Source organism: Pedobacter sp. MR22-3 (assembly GCF_026240075.1).
Lineage (GTDB): Bacteria > Bacteroidota > Bacteroidia > Sphingobacteriales > Sphingobacteriaceae > Pedobacter.
This window is the reverse complement of sequence record NZ_JAPIVF010000008.1, coordinates 25,735-45,274: the sequence shown is the minus strand read 5'-3', so window position 1 is coordinate 45,274 and position 19,540 is coordinate 25,735. Positions and strand designations below refer to the sequence as shown.

Annotated in this window: 17 protein-coding genes; 7 read left to right on the top strand and 10 right to left on the bottom strand. The window is 38.4% G+C overall.

Going from position 1 to position 19,540, the window contains the following annotated elements; all coding sequences use genetic code 11:
- The first annotated feature begins 65 nt into the window (after nucleotides 1-65).
- Nucleotides 66-1,337, top strand: a complete 1,272-nt coding sequence (gene serS / locus OQ267_RS19465; protein WP_088299453.1) for a serine--tRNA ligase — start codon at nucleotides 66-68, stop codon at nucleotides 1,335-1,337.
- Between the two features lie 129 nt (nucleotides 1,338-1,466).
- On the opposite strand, the gene OQ267_RS19460 is transcribed toward serS, so the two are convergent.
- The 5 genes from OQ267_RS19460 to fabV all read right to left on the bottom strand — a co-directional run bounded on the left by OQ267_RS19460 (nucleotide 1,467) and on the right by fabV (nucleotide 5,625).
- Nucleotides 1,467-1,781, bottom strand: a complete 315-nt coding sequence (locus tag OQ267_RS19460) for a seryl-tRNA synthetase (RefSeq protein ID WP_029287343.1) — start codon at nucleotides 1,779-1,781, stop codon at nucleotides 1,467-1,469.
- 95 nt (nucleotides 1,782-1,876) lie between these two features.
- Nucleotides 1,877-2,569: an SIMPL domain-containing protein gene (locus OQ267_RS19455; RefSeq protein ID WP_265820017.1), complete on the bottom strand. Its 693-nt coding sequence runs from the start codon at nucleotides 2,567-2,569 to the stop codon at nucleotides 1,877-1,879.
- A 527-nt stretch (nucleotides 2,570-3,096) separates the two neighbouring features.
- On the bottom strand, nucleotides 3,097-3,549 hold the full coding sequence (locus OQ267_RS19450) for a cold-shock protein (protein WP_088299450.1): 453 nt from the start codon (nucleotides 3,547-3,549) through the stop codon (nucleotides 3,097-3,099).
- A gap of 220 nt (nucleotides 3,550-3,769) precedes the next feature.
- The gene (locus OQ267_RS19445) at nucleotides 3,770-4,303 is read right to left on the bottom strand and encodes a GNAT family N-acetyltransferase (protein WP_088299449.1); all 534 of its coding nucleotides are present in this window, start codon (nucleotides 4,301-4,303) and stop codon (nucleotides 3,770-3,772) included.
- A gap of 128 nt (nucleotides 4,304-4,431) precedes the next feature.
- The gene (fabV, locus tag OQ267_RS19440) at nucleotides 4,432-5,625 is read right to left on the bottom strand and encodes an enoyl-ACP reductase FabV (RefSeq protein ID WP_265837632.1); all 1,194 of its coding nucleotides are present in this window, start codon (nucleotides 5,623-5,625) and stop codon (nucleotides 4,432-4,434) included.
- Between the two features lie 239 nt (nucleotides 5,626-5,864).
- On the opposite strand from fabV, the gene OQ267_RS19435 reads away from it, so the two are divergent.
- Together OQ267_RS19435 and OQ267_RS19430 are read left to right on the top strand one after the other, a co-directional pair.
- The gene (locus tag OQ267_RS19435; protein WP_265837631.1) at nucleotides 5,865-6,569 is read left to right on the top strand and encodes a DUF2490 domain-containing protein; all 705 of its coding nucleotides are present in this window, start codon (nucleotides 5,865-5,867) and stop codon (nucleotides 6,567-6,569) included.
- 96 nt (nucleotides 6,570-6,665) lie between these two features.
- Entirely contained in the window at nucleotides 6,666-7,556 is an 891-nt protein-coding gene (locus OQ267_RS19430; RefSeq protein ID WP_265837630.1) for a hypothetical protein, read from the top strand.
- Between the two features lie 55 nt (nucleotides 7,557-7,611).
- Here the strand turns inward: OQ267_RS19430 and OQ267_RS19425 are convergent, their stop codons facing one another.
- From OQ267_RS19425 to OQ267_RS19405, 5 genes are all read right to left on the bottom strand, one after another.
- Nucleotides 7,612-8,061: a DinB family protein gene (locus OQ267_RS19425; RefSeq protein WP_265837628.1), complete on the bottom strand. Its 450-nt coding sequence runs from the start codon at nucleotides 8,059-8,061 to the stop codon at nucleotides 7,612-7,614.
- 117 nt (nucleotides 8,062-8,178) lie between these two features.
- Nucleotides 8,179-8,910 (bottom strand): head GIN domain-containing protein, encoded by a 732-nt coding sequence (locus tag OQ267_RS19420; RefSeq protein ID WP_265837626.1) that lies wholly within the window; start codon nucleotides 8,908-8,910, stop codon nucleotides 8,179-8,181.
- 139 nt (nucleotides 8,911-9,049) lie between these two features.
- Nucleotides 9,050-10,702: a M1 family metallopeptidase gene (locus tag OQ267_RS19415; protein ID WP_265837625.1), complete on the bottom strand. Its 1,653-nt coding sequence runs from the start codon at nucleotides 10,700-10,702 to the stop codon at nucleotides 9,050-9,052.
- A 190-nt stretch (nucleotides 10,703-10,892) separates the two neighbouring features.
- Complete coding sequence (locus OQ267_RS19410) at nucleotides 10,893-12,758, bottom strand: CocE/NonD family hydrolase (protein WP_265837624.1); 1,866 nt, start codon at nucleotides 12,756-12,758, stop codon at nucleotides 10,893-10,895.
- Nucleotides 12,759-12,762: 4 nt separating this feature from the next.
- On the bottom strand, nucleotides 12,763-14,628 hold the full coding sequence (locus tag OQ267_RS19405) for a CocE/NonD family hydrolase (protein ID WP_265837622.1): 1,866 nt from the start codon (nucleotides 14,626-14,628) through the stop codon (nucleotides 12,763-12,765).
- Nucleotides 14,629-14,820: 192 nt separating this feature from the next.
- Here OQ267_RS19405 and OQ267_RS19400 point away from each other — a divergent pair, with 192 nt between their 5' ends.
- The 4 genes from OQ267_RS19400 to lpdA all read left to right on the top strand — a co-directional run bounded on the left by OQ267_RS19400 (nucleotide 14,821) and on the right by lpdA (nucleotide 19,361).
- Nucleotides 14,821-15,669: a DUF6515 family protein gene (locus tag OQ267_RS19400; RefSeq protein ID WP_265837621.1), complete on the top strand. Its 849-nt coding sequence runs from the start codon at nucleotides 14,821-14,823 to the stop codon at nucleotides 15,667-15,669.
- A 105-nt stretch (nucleotides 15,670-15,774) separates the two neighbouring features.
- Nucleotides 15,775-16,989: an esterase-like activity of phytase family protein gene (locus OQ267_RS19395; protein WP_265837620.1), complete on the top strand. Its 1,215-nt coding sequence runs from the start codon at nucleotides 15,775-15,777 to the stop codon at nucleotides 16,987-16,989.
- Between the two features lie 120 nt (nucleotides 16,990-17,109).
- Nucleotides 17,110-17,775 carry an HAD family hydrolase gene (locus OQ267_RS19390; protein ID WP_265837619.1) on the top strand — a complete coding sequence of 222 codons (666 nt, stop codon included), beginning with the start codon at nucleotides 17,110-17,112 and terminating at the stop codon, nucleotides 17,773-17,775.
- A 179-nt stretch (nucleotides 17,776-17,954) separates the two neighbouring features.
- On the top strand, nucleotides 17,955-19,361 hold the full coding sequence (lpdA, locus tag OQ267_RS19385) for a dihydrolipoyl dehydrogenase (RefSeq protein ID WP_265837617.1): 1,407 nt from the start codon (nucleotides 17,955-17,957) through the stop codon (nucleotides 19,359-19,361).
- Nucleotides 19,362-19,540 lie beyond the last annotated feature (179 nt).

The window sequence follows — 19,540 nt, the reverse complement described above, 5'->3', positions numbered from 1 at the left end:
AGTTTTTTCCAAACTCCTTACCCCAAACTCCAAACTCTTGCTATCTTTGCTTAAAAAAATTAATAATGCTGCAAGTTAACTATATCCGCGAAAATAGAGAGAAAGTTTTAGAACGTTTAAGTGTACGTAACTTTAAACAACCAGAGCTGGTAGATGAAATCATTAAAATTGATGAAGAGCGCCGTTCCACTCAAACGTCCTTGGATGCCATTTCTGCGGAAGCCAATGCAGCAGCCAAACAGATTGGTGATTTAATGCGTGCGGGTAAAAGGGATGAAGCTGAAGTCATTAAAACACAAACCGCATCCCATAAAGAAAATATAAAAAACATGGGTGAGCAGCTGGCTGAACTGGAAGCAGCACAGTTTAATTTACTTGTTCAGCTGCCAAATTTACCACATGATCTGGTACCGGAAGGTACTACACCCGAAGAAAATAAAACGGTTTATACTTTTGGTGAACCGGCTGAATTGCCCGCTAAGGCTTTGCCACACTGGGAACTTGCTGCAAAATATGATATTATCGATTTTGAACTGGGTGTAAAAATTACAGGAGCGGGCTTTCCGGTATATAAAGGAAAGGGCGCAAGATTACAAAGGGCATTGATTAATTTCTTTTTAGATCAGGCTATCGAAGCAGGATACAATGAAGTACAGGTGCCTCATTTGGTTAACGCAGCTTCTGGTTTTGGTACGGGTCAGTTGCCGGATAAAGAAGGTCAGATGTACCATTCTACTGTTGACGATTTATATTTAATTCCTACAGCTGAAGTTCCGGTTACCAATTTATATCGCGATGTTATTTTGAAAGAAGAAGATTTGCCGGTTAAAAACACGGCTTATACACCTTGCTTTCGCAGGGAAGCTGGCTCTTATGGCGCACATGTTCGTGGTTTAAATCGTTTACATCAGTTTGATAAAGTGGAGTTGGTTCAAATCACACATCCTGATCAATCTTATCAAACCCTTGAAGATATGAGTGCCTACGTGCAATCGTTATTGCAAAAATTAGGTTTGCACTACCGCGTGTTATTGTTGTGTGGTGGTGACATGGGCTTTGGTTCTGCCATGACTTATGATATGGAAGCCTGGAGTGGAGCGCAAGGAAGATGGCTGGAAGTTTCTTCAGTGTCAAATGTTGAAACTTTCCAAAGTAACCGCTCAAAAATCCGTTTTAAAGGGGCTACGGGAAAAACACAGTTGGTACATACCTTAAATGGAAGTGCTTTAGCTTTGCCTCGTATTGTGGCATCCATTCTAGAAAATTATCAAACAGAGAACGGAATTAAAATTCCAGAGGTATTGGTAAAATATACAGGCTTCGATTTTATTGACTAAACTTAGTAAACGTCAGCTCTGAGCTCACCGTCATTGCGGAGAAGGCTTTTTCAGCCGACGATATTGTAAAAACAAAAAGCTTTGCAGCAATGCAAAGCTTTTTGTTTTTATAGGTAAATGTTATTTTAATTATAAAATCAGGATCAATAATAAGATGATGATGATAATTGCACCAACAGAAAGATAAACACCACCTGATACCGCACGTGCCTGACCTTTCAATTCTCTTAATTCGCTGCGTAAAGCTTTACGCTCTGCTCTCGTTAAGTTAGATTTATCCATGTCTCTGATTTCTTCCACACGGGTTTTAATTTTCTCTAATTTTAACGTCTGCTCAGCCGTTAATTCGGTAGGATTTTTTGCAGGTTTATCAGCAGCCTGTACTGAATTGAAACTGATACCCAAAGAGAAAATCAGGGCTAAAGTGTAAATGAATTTTTTCATAATTTTAATTTTTTTAGTGTTCGATGACTACTAAACAAAAAACCTATCAAAATGTTCTGATAGGTTTTAAGTCAATGTTAAATTATTATCACGTATTACTTAATTTCAAACACCACATTAACGGTGAAGTTTAGTTTGATTTTCTTGAAGTCGATTTCCGGAGCGGTATCTGCAGAAGTTTCAGCCATTGCAGATTGAGCCATGAAATTTCTGTACACGGGCTGAATAATATTATCGCCACCATCCTGAATTTCAATGACACTGCCCAACTTACCATTTAATGCCTCTACCATATAAGTCGCCTTTTCTTTGGCAGCTAATAGTGCTTTAATTTTGAGGTCTTTTTTCAGGCTTTCAATTTTAGAGTAAGAATAATTCTCGATGTTGGTATTCGCAACGCCTTTAGGATCCAGTTCATCAAGGATGGCATTAAATTTATTTAAATCGCTCACTTTTAAACGGTACTGTTTACTGGCCAGAAAATCAGGATTTTTTTTCTTTGATGTCTGATCGTTCCAGCTGCTTAAATTGCTTACGGTTAAATTTTCTTTGGCGATTCCGGCTTTCTGTACAGCGGCATAAAGTTTATTTTCCAGTTCAGTGATTTCTACCTTTTTCTTCCCGTTTAAATATTCCTTTAAAGAAATACCGATGTAAATGATGTCGGGGGTTACTTCAGTTTCTGCGTTACCGCTCACACTGATTTTTCTGCGTAAATCTGCTTGTTGAGCCATGGCGGTGGATAATCCTAAAAATGCAACTAGTGCAATTGCTATTAACTTTTTCATAATTCTATTTTCTATGTGTGTGCAGTAATGATGTAAGCAAACAGCAAATTCCACACCGGGATTATAAAAATTTTTAAATAAAGGAAAAGTAAGATTAAAACTGATGTTTATCGTTTGCCTTAAATGTGTGTTTGTTTATAACAATGGCTTCTTCATAAGTTAGTTATAGAATATGCCTGTCTAGGCAATATTAGATCACAAACCGTAAATACTTAAATTGAAGTTAGAAAAATAAATCAGGATAATTGCTTACATATCCTGAATGCGATGAAATAGTTGTGAATAAATCTGTAAATAAAGTTATTCATCCGCAAAAGCAAACTCAACAAAGCAACGTTGCCTCGTTTATTTTAGATGAAGGGAAGAAAAATTATTTTTTCGATTGAAATGAAAAAAATGCGCTAGGTTTTATGCTTAAATAGACGGAAATATAAATGTTTATAAAACCTGGCGCAGCAGAATTTGATCTGCATATTTTTTATCTTATTGCTGTTTTTGAGAAAGCAATATGGAGCGTTTAATAACGATTAAACTTTAGATACCTTAACAGCTGTCGGACCTTTTTGACCCATTTCTACTTCAAAAGTAACTTTATCACCCTCTTTGATTTGAGTAACCAAGCCATTTGCATGTACGAAAATACTATCCTGAGTTTCGGTATTTTTTATAAAGCCGTAACCTTTACTGTCATTAAAGAAAGTAACAGTACCTTTTTTAACCGGATTTTCGTCGATAATATCTTCCTGTCTGGTGATACCGATCTGAACATCCTCAATGTTAAATACTTTTTTCTTTTTCGGATCTGGTGGAGTAGAAGAAATGTTTCCGTTTTCATCAACGTAAGCCATCATGTCTTCAAGTGCCAAACCTTTTTTAGCGTTAGACTGACGCTCTTCTTTTTTCTCTTGTTTGTCTTTTTGTTTCTTTAATCGTTTTTTTTCGTTCTCTTTTTTACTGTATGTCGCCTGAGATTTAGCCATAGATATATAATTGTTTTGTTTTTTTTAAAAGGTGAGTGGAATTGAGATTGATACAAATATAAGAATACTAAATCAGAAATACGATTTTATTCATATCAAGATGAACACAGATAACGGATTGTTGTTTGATTTTTGTTGTCATAAAACATTCAATAGGAGTGCTTTATTAACTTATGGATAGTATGTAAAGGCATTGTGTTCAGCCCTAGGTGAAGAACAGCTATCTGCTATTCCATGCTATTTTATTAATTTGATAAAGAAAGTTCCATTTTACAGGTTCGCCATAATAGGCAACTTCAATCTCGGTCGTTTTTATTGCTCCTAATTTTTCTATTGCCTTTTGTGAGCGAAAATTAGTTGCACCAATATACAGAATAATCTGGTCTGTAAACTGAAAAGCATAATTAAACATCAATTTTTTCAGCGCAGTGTTATAACCTTTACCCCAAAACTTACGACCTATAAAAGTGTAACCAATTGCAATGGATTTTTCTTCTTCATTCCATTCATAATATCTTGAGCTGCCTACCACTTCACCAGTAGCCTGATCATAAATGATAAATGCTCCTTTTGAATCCATTGCCCCCTTGAAAAAAACTTCGAACACTTCTCTTTTGTAGCGGTCTTTATTGGGATGCTGTTCCCATATTAGTGGGTCAGCAGCTACTGCATAAAGATTTTCAAAATCACTTTCCTTTAATGGAACAACTTTTATTAAAGGATCTTGTAATGTGGGTTGTAAATCGAAATTCATTTTTTTTCCAGATCGAAAACGGCCGGCAAATGCCAGCCGTTCCTGTAATTAATATTGTTTGATCATGCTTTTCTTCTTTAAAGGATTGATGCTTTCGGCAACCCTTATAAAAATGATCGCAAAAAATATTAGTTGGCCAGACCTTCTATTTCTACCATTTCATTGGTGTCTTTCTGATAATCAACCTGATCAACTTCAAAACCAAAAAGGCTTAGGAAATCAGAACGGTAACCCGGTAAATCTCCTATTGCTGGTAAAGTTTCAGTTGTGGCTTCTTCCCAGAGTTGTGCAACTTTAGCCTGTACATCTTCACGCATTTCTAAATCATCAATTCTGATTCTGCCTTTTTCATCAACAGGAATATCGGCACCGGTATATAATCTTTCGGCATAAAGGCGTTGAATTTGCGCTATTGTTCCCTCATGAATACCTTCTTCTTTCATGATTTTATACAGCAAAGAAATGTATAATGGAATAACCGGAATCGCAGAGCTGGCTTGTGTAACCAAAGCTTTATTTACAGAAACGAATGCTTTTCCGTTAATATCTTTTAATTCATCACCAATTTTAAATGCGGTGGCTTCTAAATCATCTTTAGCCCTGCCAATGGTTCCTTTACGATAAACCGGCTCGGTTAAAGCAGGGCCGATGTATGAATAAGCAACTGTGGTAGCACCTTCAGCCAATAGGTTTTCTGCCTTTAAAGCATCAATCCACATGGCCCAATCTTCTCCACCCATTACCGCGACGGTATTTGCGATATCGTCTTCCGTTGCTGGTTCAATAGAGATATCAGTTACATTACCGGTATGGAAATCAACTGTTTTGTTGGTATATGTGCTTCCAATAGGTTTTAATGTCGAGCGGTGCACTACTTCTGTATCCGGGTGTTTTCTTACCGGAGAAGCCAGGCTATAGATTACTAAATCAACCTGCCCTAAATCAGCTTTGATCAAGTCGATGGTTATTTGTTTAATCTCTTTAGAAAAAGCATCACCATTAATGCTTTTGGCATATAAGCCGGCGGCATGTGCCTCTTTTTCAAATGCTGCAGTATTATACCAGCCCGGTGAAGCGGTTTTGCCTGCAGATGGTGCCTTTTCAAAAAATACCCCAATTGTTGAAGCATCAGAACCATAGGCCGCAGCAATGCGAGATGCCAGGCCAAAACCTGTGGATGCACCAATAACCAGTACTTTTTTAGGACCGTTAATGGCCCCTTTAGATTTTACATATTCAATTTGGTTCTTTACGTTTTGTGCGCAACCTTCCGGGTGTGCAGTTAAACAGATAAAGCCCCTCATTCTCGGTTCAATAATCATTTTGTTCTTATTTTACGTTTTGTAATGCTTAAAAAAGGATCAATCTCAGGAATTATGCTAATATCGATATCCTAATTCTTCAACGAAGATAAATTTTTAATTGCGTAACATTAAATGAAATTCAAATAAAGCAATTGTATTGGCCCAAAACAAGTTCGAAATTTTAGTTAAATTAATTTAAGGTAAACTCCTTAGCTTTACATCTTTTATTAGGCCATTACTATGCACATTTATCATTCATGAGAAACGTTTTATTATTTTCCTTTCTACTCTTTATGCTAAATGGAAAACTTTTGGCACAAACGCAGCATCAGAACACAGGTTGGTTCATGTTTTTAAACAATACAAAGTTTAATGATAAGTGGGGTTTACAGTTCGACCTTCAGGTGCGCTCGGCAGATGATTGGAGTAATGTAAGAAATACACTGGTAAGGCCTGCAATACAATATTTTATTAATGATAAGAGTAATGTGGCACTAGGTTATTTATGGCAGACAACTCAAAATCGGCTTGATGGAACTTCAAATAATTTCTTACATGAACACCGCATTTTTGAACAATATATTTTTAACCACAAATTAAAATCTATATATGCCAGCCACCGGTTCAGGGTAGAGCAGCGTTTTATAGAACGCACAAATGATGATGTATTTGCACAGCGTTTCCGTTATTTTTTTAGGCTTATTCAGCCCTTAAAAAAAACTGAGCCCACCTTTACCAGGGGAGCATTTGTAGCTTTACAAAACGAAGTTTTTTTGAACTTTCAAAATAAAGATAAGCTCAACAATAGTGTTTTTGATCAGAACAGGCTTTATTTAGCTGCAGGATACCGGTTTTCGAAAAAGATAGATCTTGAAGTGGGATATATGAATCAGGCGGTCAAAAACATAAACAATCATACCAACAATAATATTATCCAACTGGCGGTATATACCAGATTCTAATTACGTTTTAATATCTTAAAGTCATTTTTTATGTATTAGCGGTATCGATATGTTAAAATTATTGTAAATTGATTTCCTTTTTGCTCAATTTGCTGCGTGAATAAATATTTTATATTGGTTATTGCGCTTTTGTTTGCAAGGCGGATGCAGGCGCAGGAAAACCAAGACTCCCCGAATCCCAATGCTCCAAGTTCTAAAAGCATTTTTAATCCAGAGCATAAAAGAAATTTTTCCCGTAAAGGCGATTTTTATGTTCATTGGGGATACAATCATTCCTGGTATGGTAAGAGCGATATCAGGTTTACCGGGCCAAACTATGATTTTACGCTGAAAGATGTAGTGGCGCATGACAGGCAATCGAAATTAAGCTGGGATTGGTTAAACCCGGGTTTGGTAACCGTTCCGCAATATAACATTCGCGTGGGCTATTTCATTAAAGATAATTACAGTATTTCTATTGGCTGGGATCACATGAAATATGTGATGGATATTCCTCAGACAGTTGCCATAACGGGTCATATCGGTGCCAATATCACGCCTGAAAATGTAGCAACGGGTGCTTTGGCGGGAGATTATAACGGACAGCAGATCAATGTGAAGAAAAGCATGTTAACGTATGAGCATACTGATGGATTTAATTATGCCAATATTGAAGTGGAGCGCTATGATGATATCTGGGTAGCACCTGCCGGTAATACCTCTTTAACATTAGAAACCGGTTTAGGTGGTGGATTAATGATTCCCCGATCGGATGTTCGTTTATTTGGCCTAGGGAGAAATAACCATTGGAATATTTCTGGCTATGGCGTGTCTGCTAAGGTAGGATTGAAGTTTTATATCTGGAAACACATATATCTTCAAAATACAACGAAGTTTGGTGCCACCAATTTAACTCAGATTCACACTACTGGCTGGGATGAGTATGATAAAGCCAGCCAGAAGATTAATTATATTGAAAATATGTGGTTGCTTGGGGCTCAATTCTAATAACTACTCTTTATAGAAATTCAATTGGATGTTTTGATTAATTTATCTTTTCAAATTAATCAGAACCTAATAACCTTCTGTGGTAGTTTATTTGTCCTAAGTGGTAGCTTAAATGTGTAGTCAAGTGAGCCAGAAAAAACATCAACGATGTTTTTTCTGCTAATACGAGTATTGGATATTCAGCATTAAGCTGGGCTTCTGTTAGTTTATCTAATGATTGATGAACCATCGCTTTCGTTGCTTTTATCGAAGCCAATAAATTTTTTCTAGGAATATTTTTAAGACTGAACTCCAATTCACGATTCCTGATATAGTTTGTTCCACCAATAATTGCACCTATATAAGTATGAAGATTACCCATAAGGTGCAGGCATAAATTTCCGGCAGAGTTGGAAATATTCTTATTAATCATCCAGATGTCGGATTCATTTTGATATTGTTCGATCTCGTTGATAAGTTTGTTAAGGTCTCTTTCGAAAAGTAGCTTGATGGTTTCTATGAACATAGCGGAAAATTCTTCGATTAAAATATAGAAAAGTTCTCTAACCAGGGATTGAAATAATAATTAAAGCAAAAAATGCCTGTAATTTCTTACAAGCATTTTCCATTTACATATTTATGGTTATATTTTTCTCACCCTTCCAGATCCGATGATGGTCTTATCAACAGTAGCATTTCCGGAATAATTTACGCTTCCTGATCCGCTGATAACAGCCCTGATAGATTGATCAGTTTTAATATTCACAGTTCCTGAACCACTGATTGTAGCAGATAAGGTTTGGGATGAAAAGCTTTTTCCGTCAAATGAACCAGAACTACTGATCACAATTTTAGCACGATCTGTGCTGCCGGTGATATTTAATGAACCAGAGCCACTGATTACGCCATTGTAGTTGTCTACATCTGCATTGGCTTTAATACTACCTGATCCACTCAATGTAGTTGTCAAATCACCAGTGCTGATTTTGCCGTTTACCACCATGCTTCCGGAACCACTCATGGTTAAGCTGGCCAGTTCACGGGCGGAAACATAAGCTGTAATCTTTTTTCCTTCATATTTTTTTGACCAGCTGGTAATACTATTTTTTGGACGTATAATTAATACATTTCCTTTTACTTCAGTGATAATGGAGGCAATGGCTTCTGCGTCACCATCTAAACGGCAACTTTCTTTGCTGCCTAATGTAATTACCACATTAATTGGCCCGGCAGCGGCTATGCCATTGAAGTTTTCTACGTCCCGGTCATCATTGCTGTATTTTGATGGCGTAATATTGATCTGATCTTTTGCGATTGCATGGATACTTATGGTTAAAGTAAGTGCTGCAAATAAAATGGTGAATAATTTTTTCATCGATTAAAATCTTTAGTTTGTTAAATGCCAATCATTAAAAAATGATTGTGCTTTTATTATAAGACGGCAGAAAAATAAAAAAGTTGCACAACCATTGCCATTTCATGAAAGAAAAAATCATCACTACAAGCGCTTTAAATTAATCTTTTCTGGTCTTGATATAAAACTGCGGATCGCTCTTAAAATTATCTGTGGTTATACCAGGATCTATTTTAATGGTTTTCCACTCATTTGTGGGTTTAATTAAAGTATATTCACCCGCTTTTAAAGTCACCTTAACGGGCATGTCGAAGCCTTTTACATCCGTGATCCACCGGTAAGATAAAACACCATCATTAATTTTATAGGCTAACACCGGGATATTGGCGTGGCGGAGATACTGATCAAAAACCTTGTCCAGTTTAAGTCCGCTTTGTTTGGCAATATCATTTTCAATATCTGCAGTAGTTACCGTTTTATGATAGAAAGTTTTATTTAGGCCTCTTAAAATTTGCCTGAATTTCTCGTCATCATTGATCAACTGGCGAATGGTGTGGATCAGGTTAGCACCTTTAGGATACATATCGCTGGACCCTTCTTTATTTACGCCATAAGGGCCGATTATGGGGATATCATTTTTAATCCCGTCTCTGATTCCGATAACATATTCACTTCCTGCTTTTTTGCTGTCTGTGCATTCGGTAAAAAGGGTTTCGGAATAATTGGTAAAACCTTCATGAATCCACATGTCTGCAATGTCTTTTGAAGTGATGTTATTTCCAAACCATTCGTGGCCACTTTCATGAATAGTGATGAAATCCCATTTTAAGCCATGCCCGGTTCCGCTTAAATCCCTACCCAGATAGCCTTCTCTGAACTGGTTTCCGTAAGCTACGGCACTTTGATGTTCCATACCTAAATGTGGCGCCTGAACCAATTTATAGCCATCTTTATACCATGGATAGGGACCAAACCAATACTCGAAGCATTTAAGCATAGGTTTAACATCTGCATCCCAATGCGGACGGGCTTTGGCACTATCCACTTGTAAAGCCCAGTAATCGATGCTTAAATTTCCATTTTCACCGGCATAATTATCCTGCCAATGGGCATATTTTCCTATATAAAAAGTAACATCATAATTGTTGATGGGATTACTCACAAACCAGTTATACTGTTTGTAGCCATCCGGCTGATCAACAGTATTTCTTAATCTTCCATTGGATATTTCCTGTAAGGTTTTAGGAACGCTGATGCTAATGAGCATGCTGTCTACCTCATCACTCTGGTGGTCTTTATTTGGCCACCATACACTCGCTCCCAGGCCCTGGCAGGCTACTGAAACAAATGGATGGCCAGCAGCATCTTTTTTGAAAATAAAACCGCCATCCCAGGGGGCATTTTTCGCCACTACCGGATTTCCTGAATAATATACGGTAAATTTATCTTTACTGCCTTTCTTAACGGCCTTCGGGAAGGCTACAAAAACGGCATTGTATTCACGGGTAAACGGCATTTCCTTTCCTTTATAAAGCACTTTTTCGACCTTTAAATTAGAGAAAAGATCGAATTGGAGTTTGGTAAAATCCTGGGTGGCTGTAAAGGCAAATTCATTACTTCCGGCCACAGATTTTTGATCAATATCGATTTTAACATCCAAATGGTAGTAATTGATATCATAGCAGGTACGTAAAGGGGTGAGTGTTCCGCGAAGGGTATCTGCACGGGCGTTTACCTGGTTTTTCCCCAGCATTTGGGCATTTGCATTACCTAGGCAAAGTGCCAGCGCAAAAAGGATAAATAGTTTTTTCATCTGTGTTTTATTTGCCACCCCTGACCATCTCTAAATTTAGAGGGAGTTAGGTCGTGCTTTTACTTTATGTTGTGCTTTTATTCAGTTGCTTATTAAGCGTTCGTTATATTATCTCTATCTACTTGCTAAGCTGTTAGGTCGCTTCCTCTTTATTTTCAAATATAGCTTGGAATTGGTTAATTTAGTCCAATCATTTTATCACATCAACCTCTACAAAACTATCATTAAAAATCGTTTGAGTAGCTTTAATATAATCAGCTGCTGTAGCTTTATAAGGGTTTTCAACAAACCTTTGCGGGTTACGGGCAAATAAAGGAAAAGCTGTACTCTGCACCTGGATCATCAACCGGTGTCCCTTTTTGAAAGTGTGCAACACGTCCTGCAAGCGGAAATTTACATCCGTTTTTTGATTCGAAACCAAGGCTTCAGGTTTTTCAAAACTATTGCGGAAACGGGCGGGCATAATCTCCGAACGAACCATTTGCCAATAGTTACTTAAAATGATGTTTTTATTGGGCATATACGGATTGTTCGGTTCATCAGCAGGATAAACATCAATCAGTTTCACCATAAAATCAGCATCTGTTCCGGTGGTGGCAATTTTGAGGTGGGACATGATTTCTCCGCCAAGCGTGATGTCATTTTCAAGAATATCCGTCTGAAAAACCAGTACATCAGGTCTGCGACCAGCAAAACGCTGATCCTCGCTCATATAATTGTGAGGGGTGAAGCCTAGTGTGGTGGTTAAATCTTCGGTATAAGGAACGGGTTTCGCAGGGTCACTAATATAGTCTACAGATCCTGCTTTAGCTGGCGCAGTCAGGCTGAGTTTACCATCAGCACCTAAGTATAATTTTTGTTTGGTCGCTTTTTCAGCTGGCCATTTTGTAAAGGTTTCCCACTCTTTTTTGCCGGTATCAAACATATAAGCTTCCGGCAAACCAGCATTTTTATCTCCATTCCCTTTGAGGAAGTGGTTAAAGAATTTCAACTCAATTTCCTTTTGATAGAAGGTCGCAATGCTATCTCCAAAGTACACATTGCTGTGCATGGTATGGCCTGTTTCGCGGCTCCATCGGCCATGACCAAAGGGGCCCATTACGATGGTGTTGTAGGCATTTGGGTTTTTCTTCTCAATGCTTTTATAAATGTTTAGCGGGCCGGATAAATCTTCTGCGTCATACCAGCCACCTACCACCATCACTGCCGGTTTGATGGTGCTGTAATGCTTGAGTAAACCCCGTTTCTGCCAGAACTCATCATAATTTGGATGGTTTACGGTTTCCTGCCAGAAAAAATTGTCTTTATAATATTGATCTGCATTTGTTAACGGGCCTAAATCTAAAGCAAACTGATAACCATCTTTGGTTTTCGGGTTAATCATTTGACTATTGTACCAGGGTCTGGAAGTGGTATCTTTTTTCTGTACACCAAACAAAGGAAAGGTAGAAAAATAGCTCTGCAGGAAAGCACCATTATGGTGGAAATCGTCGAAGAAGAAATCTGAAATTGGCGCTTGCGGCGAAGATGCTTTTAATGCCGGGTGATTGCTTAAAATTCCGGCGGCAGTATAAAATCCGGGATAGGAGATTCCCCATTGACCCACCTTACCATTATTATAAGCTACGTTTTTAACCAGCCAATCGATGGTGTCGTAAGTGTCTGATCCCTCATCCACATCTTTTTTGGTTTTTTTGTGATCAATTACGGGTGTCATGTTGGTCCAGGTGCCTTCACTTTTCCACCTACCGCGAACATCCTGCATCACCACAATATAACCATCTTTCATCATCAAATCAGAAGGACCTAAACGGGCAGGAATTTGGTCTTCTCCATAGGGCGCAACGCTGTAACAAGTGCGTTGCATAATCATCGGATACTTTTTGCCAGTACCAGCATCTTTTGGGGTATAGATCGCAGTGAAGAGTTTTGTGCCATCCCGCATAGGAATGTACACTTCTTTCTTCGTGTAATGGGTTTTGGCATAGTTCGCATCGCCCTGCGCAAAGGCTGTTGATGTGAAAAGAAGCAATAGGATGAACTTAAAGTATTTCATGTGTTTATTTTAATACTGAAACGGTAATAAATGAACTATTGTGTACGTCGTGATAAATCCGGTGTGTGGCCTTTTGAAAATCGGCTGGTTCAGCCTGATAAATATCCATGAATTTCTGCGGATTGCGATCTGCCAATGGAAACCAGGAATTCTGGATCTGAATCATGATTTTATGTCCTTTTTTAAAAGTATGTGCCACATCCGGCAGGGGATAGTTCACCTTGGTAATGGCATCCGGTGTAAAAGGCTCAGGCTTTTCAAAACTATTGCGGTATTTCCCCCGCATAATTTCACCTCGTACCAACATTTCATATCCACCCATGATTAAGTTTTTAGGGTTTGGTTCAGGGTTTGGCGAATCTTCCGGATAAACATCAATCAATTTTACGACATAATCAGCATCAGTTCCGGTAGTGGAAACCACGAGGTTGGCCAGAACGGGGCCTGTAATGGTGATATCTTCCGTAAGTTCATCAGTCTGATAAGTTTTAACATCCGGTCTGCGGGCTGCAAAACGCTGATCGTCGATCATATATTCTCTTGTACGTCTCGCCTGAATGCCATCCTGATAGGGCACAGGATGATTTGGATCGCTTACGTATTCATCCCAACTATCGGTTCTGCCTACTTTTTCAAAGCTCAGTTTTCCATTGGGTTGTAAATAAAGATTCTTGTTCTCCGTATCTTTTGGCGGCCAGCTTGCAAATTTTTTCCATTCGTTTGAACCGGTTACAAAAATATTAGCCTCAGCAGGATGGAAGTTGCCTTCTCCCTTTAAATAGTGTTTAAAAAATGGTAATTCGTATTGTTGCTGATAATCCATACTGGTCTTTTTTTCAAATGAAATATCTCCTAAAGAGGAACCATCGCTACGCACCCAGCCACCATGGTACCAGGGGCCTGCAACCAGAATATTATTGGCTCCAGGATTTTGTTTTTCAATGGCTTTATAAGTGGCAAAGGTTCCGTAGGCATCTTCCGCATCAAAGAAACCACCAACCACCATTACCGCAGGTTTTACTTTTGTTAAATGCGGTGTAATTAATCTTGCTTTCCAGAAGGTATCCAGATTGGGATGTTTAAAGAGGTCATTCCAGAAGACGATGCTATCTGCAAAATATTTATCCTTCAGGTTTTTAACTGAGCCGGCTTCCAGATAAAAGCGGTAATTATCCTGAATGGGAAATTTAAATCCTTTCGGGCCTTTATCCGGTGTGATGGGTTGCGGACGAGGCGCTCCGAAACCGCTCATAAAGCTGAAAGCATCCATTAAAAATAAGGTGCCGCGGTGGTGAAAATCATCGCCCATAAACCAATCGGTTACCGGTGCCTGTGGTGATACCGCCTTTAGCGCGGGATGTGCATTTGGTAATGCGGCTGTAGAATAAAACCCGGGGTAAGAAATGCCATAAATACCGGCATTGCCGTTATTGCCTTTTACATTTTTTATCAACCAGTCAATGGTGTCGTAAGTATCGGTGCTTTCATCAATATCTTTTTTTCCTTTTCTGGTGGTTTGCGGACGGATATCAGCAAAAGTGCCGTCACTCATCCATCGCCCGCGAACATCCTGATAAACAAAGATAAATCCTTCCCGCATCATGGCCGGAAAATTGCCCAAACTCAGTTTATATTGATTTGCGCCATAAGGCGCAACCGTATAGGGTGTTCTGTTAATCAGAAAGGGATATTTTTTGCTTTGATTTTTAGGGATATAGATGGAAGTAAAAAGTTTAACTCCATCCCGCATTGGAATTTGCCGCTCTATTTTAGTGTAGTTTTCTCTAACATATGCAGAATCGCTCTGGGCCAGTAAGTTGTTAGCAATACATAGAAAAAATAAGAGGCATAAAAATCTGGGAAAGTTCATTTAAGTATTTTTTAGGAATAAAATTTAAATATAGAAGATTAGGAATTGATTAGAAAAAACATCCGGTAAATAGTTTGTCAATATTGGAAAAAAGGGCATTCGTCATCACTTTATCAAAATTTAGTTAAAATAAGGATGTAAATAATCTTTTGATCAGTTTCATCGTCATATACACAATTGAATCAATTAGAGATGAAAAGGTTGTTAAATAAAGGTTTTGTAATCATGGCTGTAGCAGCGATGATGGCCATGTTAAGTACTGAAAATGTTTCTGCCCAAAGACCAGGAAGGGGCGGTGGAGGCTTTCATAGTGGTGGCAGATCGGGCGGGTTTTCTAGCTCAAGAGGCGGTGGTTCACTTTCAAGACAATCAGCTATGCCGGGCAGAGGGACATTTTCGCCACGCGTGAATAATACAAGCATCAGATCAAACCGCACTACCTATGTATATAACAGGTCTGTTTATAGAGGCGGTTTTGGGTATCGGGGCTACAGACCTGGTTTTGGCTACCATTATGCTTACGGAAGACCATACTATCGTCCTTATTTCAGTTACTATAATTACTACAGGCCATTTATAGGTTTTAAGATAGGCGTATTGCCGCTTGGTTATTATCCATTTTACTTCGGCGCAAGCCAGTTTTATTATTCAGGCGGATTATTTTATCAGCAAAATAATAACCAATACGAGGTAGTGGTTCCACCGGTAGGTGCAGAAGTTCCGAATTTACCTGAAGAGGCGAAACGGGTAACCATTAATGGTGTTGATTATTATGAGTATAAAGGGGTTTATTACACTCAGTCGCAAAATGCTGATGGTAAGACAGTTTATATCGTAGCTGGTAAAGATGGCGTATTGAACACCCCAAATGGTACGGTGGATTCGCATCAGATTGGCGATATTATTGATCAGCTCCCTGAAGGTTGCCGGGAAGTCACCATTAAAAACGAAAAATACTTTGTTTCTCCTGATGATATTTATTACGAAGAAGTTGTGGATGGAAATCACATCACGTACCGGGTAATTGGCAAGTTGTTTTAAGGGAAATATATTTTATAAAGCCGTTTCAATCTGAATTGAAGCGGCTTTGTTTTTTGCCATTGCTACTGTCTGAAAAGTAAAAGGTATTTCATAATTGCATTGCTGATGAAATTTATTAACTCCTTTTCTATACTTTTACGCAAAACTTATGCTGGTTTGAAAATATTATTACCAAGATTTTTCATTTTATCCCTTGCTCTTATCACTGTGCTATCTGCCTGTACGGCAAGCAGAACTTTATCTCGTGATTCGCAAATTCAGTCGGTTTCATCCATCAAATTTCTGAATGAATACATTTTACCGCTCAATGATACTTTCAAAAATACCATTATTGGCGGTTTATCAGGAATAGATTACGATGTGAAAAACAATCAGTATTACCTCATCAGCGATGACCCCTCTCAGTTTAGTCCCGCGAGGATTTACACGGCAAAGATTGACATTCGAAACCATAAAATAGACACCATTAAATTTACGGATGTTACTTTCATTCTTCGGGAAGCTGGAGCACCCTATCCAAAATATCAATATGGCAAAAACATTAAGGCTGATGGAGAATCCCTTCGTTACCACCCTTTGAAAAATACGTTGGTTTGGAGTAATGAGGGCGAAAGATTATTCCGTAAAACGGATACAACGCTTGTTCAGCCTGCACTGACATTCATTTCTATCGCTGGAAAATTTTTAGATACCGTGCCTTTGCCGCCTGGTTTTCACATCAGCAAGCAGGACTATGGTGTGCGGAAAAACGCTTTTTTCGAGGGCTTAACCTATGCTGATCATTATAAAACTTTATATGCCAGCTTGGAAGAACCACTTTACCAGGATGGGGAACAATCCCATTTTGGATATGATAAAGCGCTGACCAGAATACTTAAATTCGATGTTAAAAGTAAAAGAAATACAGCTCAATATGCCTATAATCTTGATGCATTGCCCATAAAACCTACGGTAGAAAGCGATTGGAATATCAACGGTATCTCAGAAATTTTAGCTGTAAACGATCATACTTTAATGGTCATGGAGCGGGCCTGGGTGAAAGGGCGTGATGATCATTCCTTTGTTAAGCTTTACCTGGTTGATTTGAATCAGGCAGAAAATGTGATGCATAATCCATCCTTTGTAAAATTTCCACCAAAACCTTTAGCCAAGAAATTGCTTTTTGATTTTGATACCTTAAAGATGCATATTGATAATATTGAAGGCGTAACATGTGGACCTAAGTTACCAAACGGGCATCAAAGCCTGATTTTTTGTGTGGATAATAATTTCAGCAAAACACAGGTTCAGCAGTTTTTCCTGTTTGAAGTGATGCCGTAACCTGAAAGTTGGGAGTAGAAAAGAAATCTCCATTGGTGATTGCTTCCTCGTTCCTCCTCGCAAAAATGACCTCTCTATTGTAGCCTCTTAACGATAAGGGAATTAGTTAATAAAAATAAAATGAGTAAAATAAAAGCATTGTTGTTTGATTTAGATGGGACTTTGATTGATTCTGAAAAGTTTCATTTCGATTGCTGGAATGAGTTTTTGCTTCCTTATGGTGTAACGCTTGAACTTAAAGACTGGCTAACCAATTACGCCGGGATTCCTTTGCCTCAAAATGCGAAGACCTTAATAGAGCGGTATAAAATTGATGCCGATTTAACAGACTTCACTGCCAGACGGGAGCACCTTACCTACGAAGGATTTAAAACGAAAGACATCAGTCTTATGCCTTTTGCCCTGGAGTTTGTTCAATATTTTTATGAGAAAGGACTTACACTCGCAGTGGTAACGGCAAGCCCCAGGGTAGATGTAGAAGCTGTTTTCAAACGCAACGGCCTGGCAAAATATTTCAAATTGTTTATTACCCGGACGGATGTCAGCAAAAGCAAACCAGATCCCGAAAGTTATAATGTGTGTGTAGAACGGCTTGGTTTACAGCAAGATGAGTGCCTGGTTTTTGAAGATACGGTAAATGGTGTTAAATCAGCAATGGCCGCCGGAATTACCTGTTACGCGATTCAAAATAATGTCAGGGCGCATCTTAAACTTAAAATAGCCGATGAATTATTCCTCAGCTTTGTTCATGCAAAAGCATTTATACTTCAAAACGAACTGATTTAAAAGAATTCATCTCTAACTTTTGATTGTTTTTCCGCAGGATTAAAAATGAATTAGAAAGTAACCTTTTGCAATACACTTTCAATGTAAAATTGTCATTTCAGCCCTAGCCTTAAACAGTTGATCCTTCAGCTTTCCGCCTTTTTTCCCTACATTTGAACAATCAAAATTCTAAAGAAATTATGCAATACGATGTCGTTGTTATCGGTTCAGGGCCGGGCGGTTATGTTGGCGCAATCCGTTGTGCTCAGTTAGGTTTAAAAACTGCGGTTATTGAAAAATATAAAACTTTTGGAGGTACCTGCTTAAATGTAGGCTGTATTCCATCTAAAGCGTTATTAGATTCATCAGAGCATTTTCATAATGCTGCACATACATTTACAACCCACGGGATTAATCTGAAAGATTTACAGGTTGACATGAACCAGATGATTGCCCGTAAAGATGATGTGGTCGCACAAAACACTGCTGGTATCACTTATCTGTTTAAAAAGAATAAAATTGATGCTTTCGAAGGCGTAGGATCATTTGTAGATCAAAATACCATTTTAATTACCAAGGCAGATGGTACTACAGAAACCTTATCTGCCAAAAATGTGATCATTGCTACGGGTTCAAAACCAACAACGTTGCCATTTTTACCAATTGATAAAAAGCGGATCATCACTTCAACTGAAGCTTTAAACATCAAAGAAGTTCCAAAATCAATGGTTGTAATTGGTGGTGGTGTAATCGGTTTGGAATTAGGTTCTGTATATGCCCGTTTAGGTACAAAAGTTTCTGTTGTAGAATTTTTACCATCTATCATTGCCACTATGGATGCCAGCTTAGGTAAAGAGTTGCAACGTGTTTTAAAGAAAAACCTGGGAATGGACTTTTACATGGGACATAAAGTTACAGGTGCAACCAATAATGGTGAAACCGTAACTGTAACTGCCGAAACCCCGAAAGGACAAATCATATCATTAGAGGCAGATTATTGTATCGTTGCGGTTGGTCGTACTGCATATACAGAAGGTTTAGGTTTAGATAAAATTGGCATTACGATAGAAGAAAGAGGTAAAAAAGTTCCGGTAAACGAACATTTAGAAACTACGGTTAAAGGTGTTTATGCTATTGGCGATGTGATTACTGGCGCTATGCTGGCACACAAAGCTGAAGATGAAGGAATATATGTTGCTGAAACCATAGCGGGACAAAAGCCACACATCAATTATAACCTGATTCCGGGTGTTGTTTATACCTGGCCAGAAGTAGCCGCTGTTGGTTTAACAGAAGAGCAGTTAAAAGAAAAAGGAACAAAATATAAAGCGGGTTCATTCCCTTTCAAAGCGAGTGGCCGTGCAAAAGCAAGTATGGATACTGATGGTTTCATTAAAGTTCTGGCTGATGCCTCAACTGATGAAGTTTTAGGTGTGCATATGATTGGTCCGCGTGTGGCTGACGTAATTGCTGAAGCCGTGATTGCAATGGAATTCCGTGCATCAGCTGAAGATATTGCCCGTACTTGCCATGCTCACCCTACCTATACAGAAGCTTTAAAAGAAGCTGCACTAGCTGCAACTGAAAACAGGGCGATACATATTTAGGGTATTTGCAAAGAATAGCATTCCAAACCTCATAGGCCTTAAAACCTGTGAGGTTTTTTTATGAGCAGTTAATTTATAAATAGATAGCGGGAAGGCAATTACACCATTTGTTTAAAGTTCATGAAACAGTAAATTTCTATCAGCCCAAAATATAATCAAAGCCATTTTCTAACTAAAAG

Excerpts from the sequence above, each read along its gene's own strand:
- lpdA (WP_265837617.1), top strand. The coding sequence starts at position 17,955 with ATGCAATACGATGTCGTTGTTATCGGTTCAGGGCCGGGCGGTTATGTT.
- OQ267_RS19415 (WP_265837625.1), bottom strand. The coding sequence starts at position 10,702 with ATGAAAAAACTATTTATCCTTTTTGCGCTGGCACTTTGCCTAGGTAAT.
- serS (WP_088299453.1), top strand. The coding sequence starts at position 66 with ATGCTGCAAGTTAACTATATCCGCGAAAATAGAGAGAAAGTTTTAGAA.
- OQ267_RS19405 (WP_265837622.1), bottom strand. The coding sequence starts at position 14,628 with ATGAACTTTCCCAGATTTTTATGCCTCTTATTTTTTCTATGTATTGCT.
- OQ267_RS19420 (WP_265837626.1), bottom strand. The coding sequence starts at position 8,910 with ATGAAAAAATTATTCACCATTTTATTTGCAGCACTTACTTTAACCATA.
- OQ267_RS19425 (WP_265837628.1), bottom strand. The coding sequence starts at position 8,061 with ATGTTCATAGAAACCATCAAGCTACTTTTCGAAAGAGACCTTAACAAA.
- OQ267_RS19455 (WP_265820017.1), bottom strand. The coding sequence starts at position 2,569 with ATGAAAAAGTTAATAGCAATTGCACTAGTTGCATTTTTAGGATTATCC.
- OQ267_RS19390 (WP_265837619.1), top strand. The coding sequence starts at position 17,110 with ATGAGTAAAATAAAAGCATTGTTGTTTGATTTAGATGGGACTTTGATT.
- OQ267_RS19400 (WP_265837621.1), top strand. The coding sequence starts at position 14,821 with ATGAAAAGGTTGTTAAATAAAGGTTTTGTAATCATGGCTGTAGCAGCG.
- OQ267_RS19450 (WP_088299450.1), bottom strand. The coding sequence starts at position 3,549 with ATGGCTAAATCTCAGGCGACATACAGTAAAAAAGAGAACGAAAAAAAA.
- OQ267_RS19410 (WP_265837624.1), bottom strand. The coding sequence starts at position 12,758 with ATGAAATACTTTAAGTTCATCCTATTGCTTCTTTTCACATCAACAGCC.
- OQ267_RS19435 (WP_265837631.1), top strand. The coding sequence starts at position 5,865 with ATGAGAAACGTTTTATTATTTTCCTTTCTACTCTTTATGCTAAATGGA.
- OQ267_RS19445 (WP_088299449.1), bottom strand. The coding sequence starts at position 4,303 with ATGAATTTCGATTTACAACCCACATTACAAGATCCTTTAATAAAAGTT.
- OQ267_RS19460 (WP_029287343.1), bottom strand. The coding sequence starts at position 1,781 with ATGAAAAAATTCATTTACACTTTAGCCCTGATTTTCTCTTTGGGTATC.
- fabV (WP_265837632.1), bottom strand. The coding sequence starts at position 5,625 with ATGATTATTGAACCGAGAATGAGGGGCTTTATCTGTTTAACTGCACAC.
- OQ267_RS19395 (WP_265837620.1), top strand. The coding sequence starts at position 15,775 with ATGAAATTTATTAACTCCTTTTCTATACTTTTACGCAAAACTTATGCT.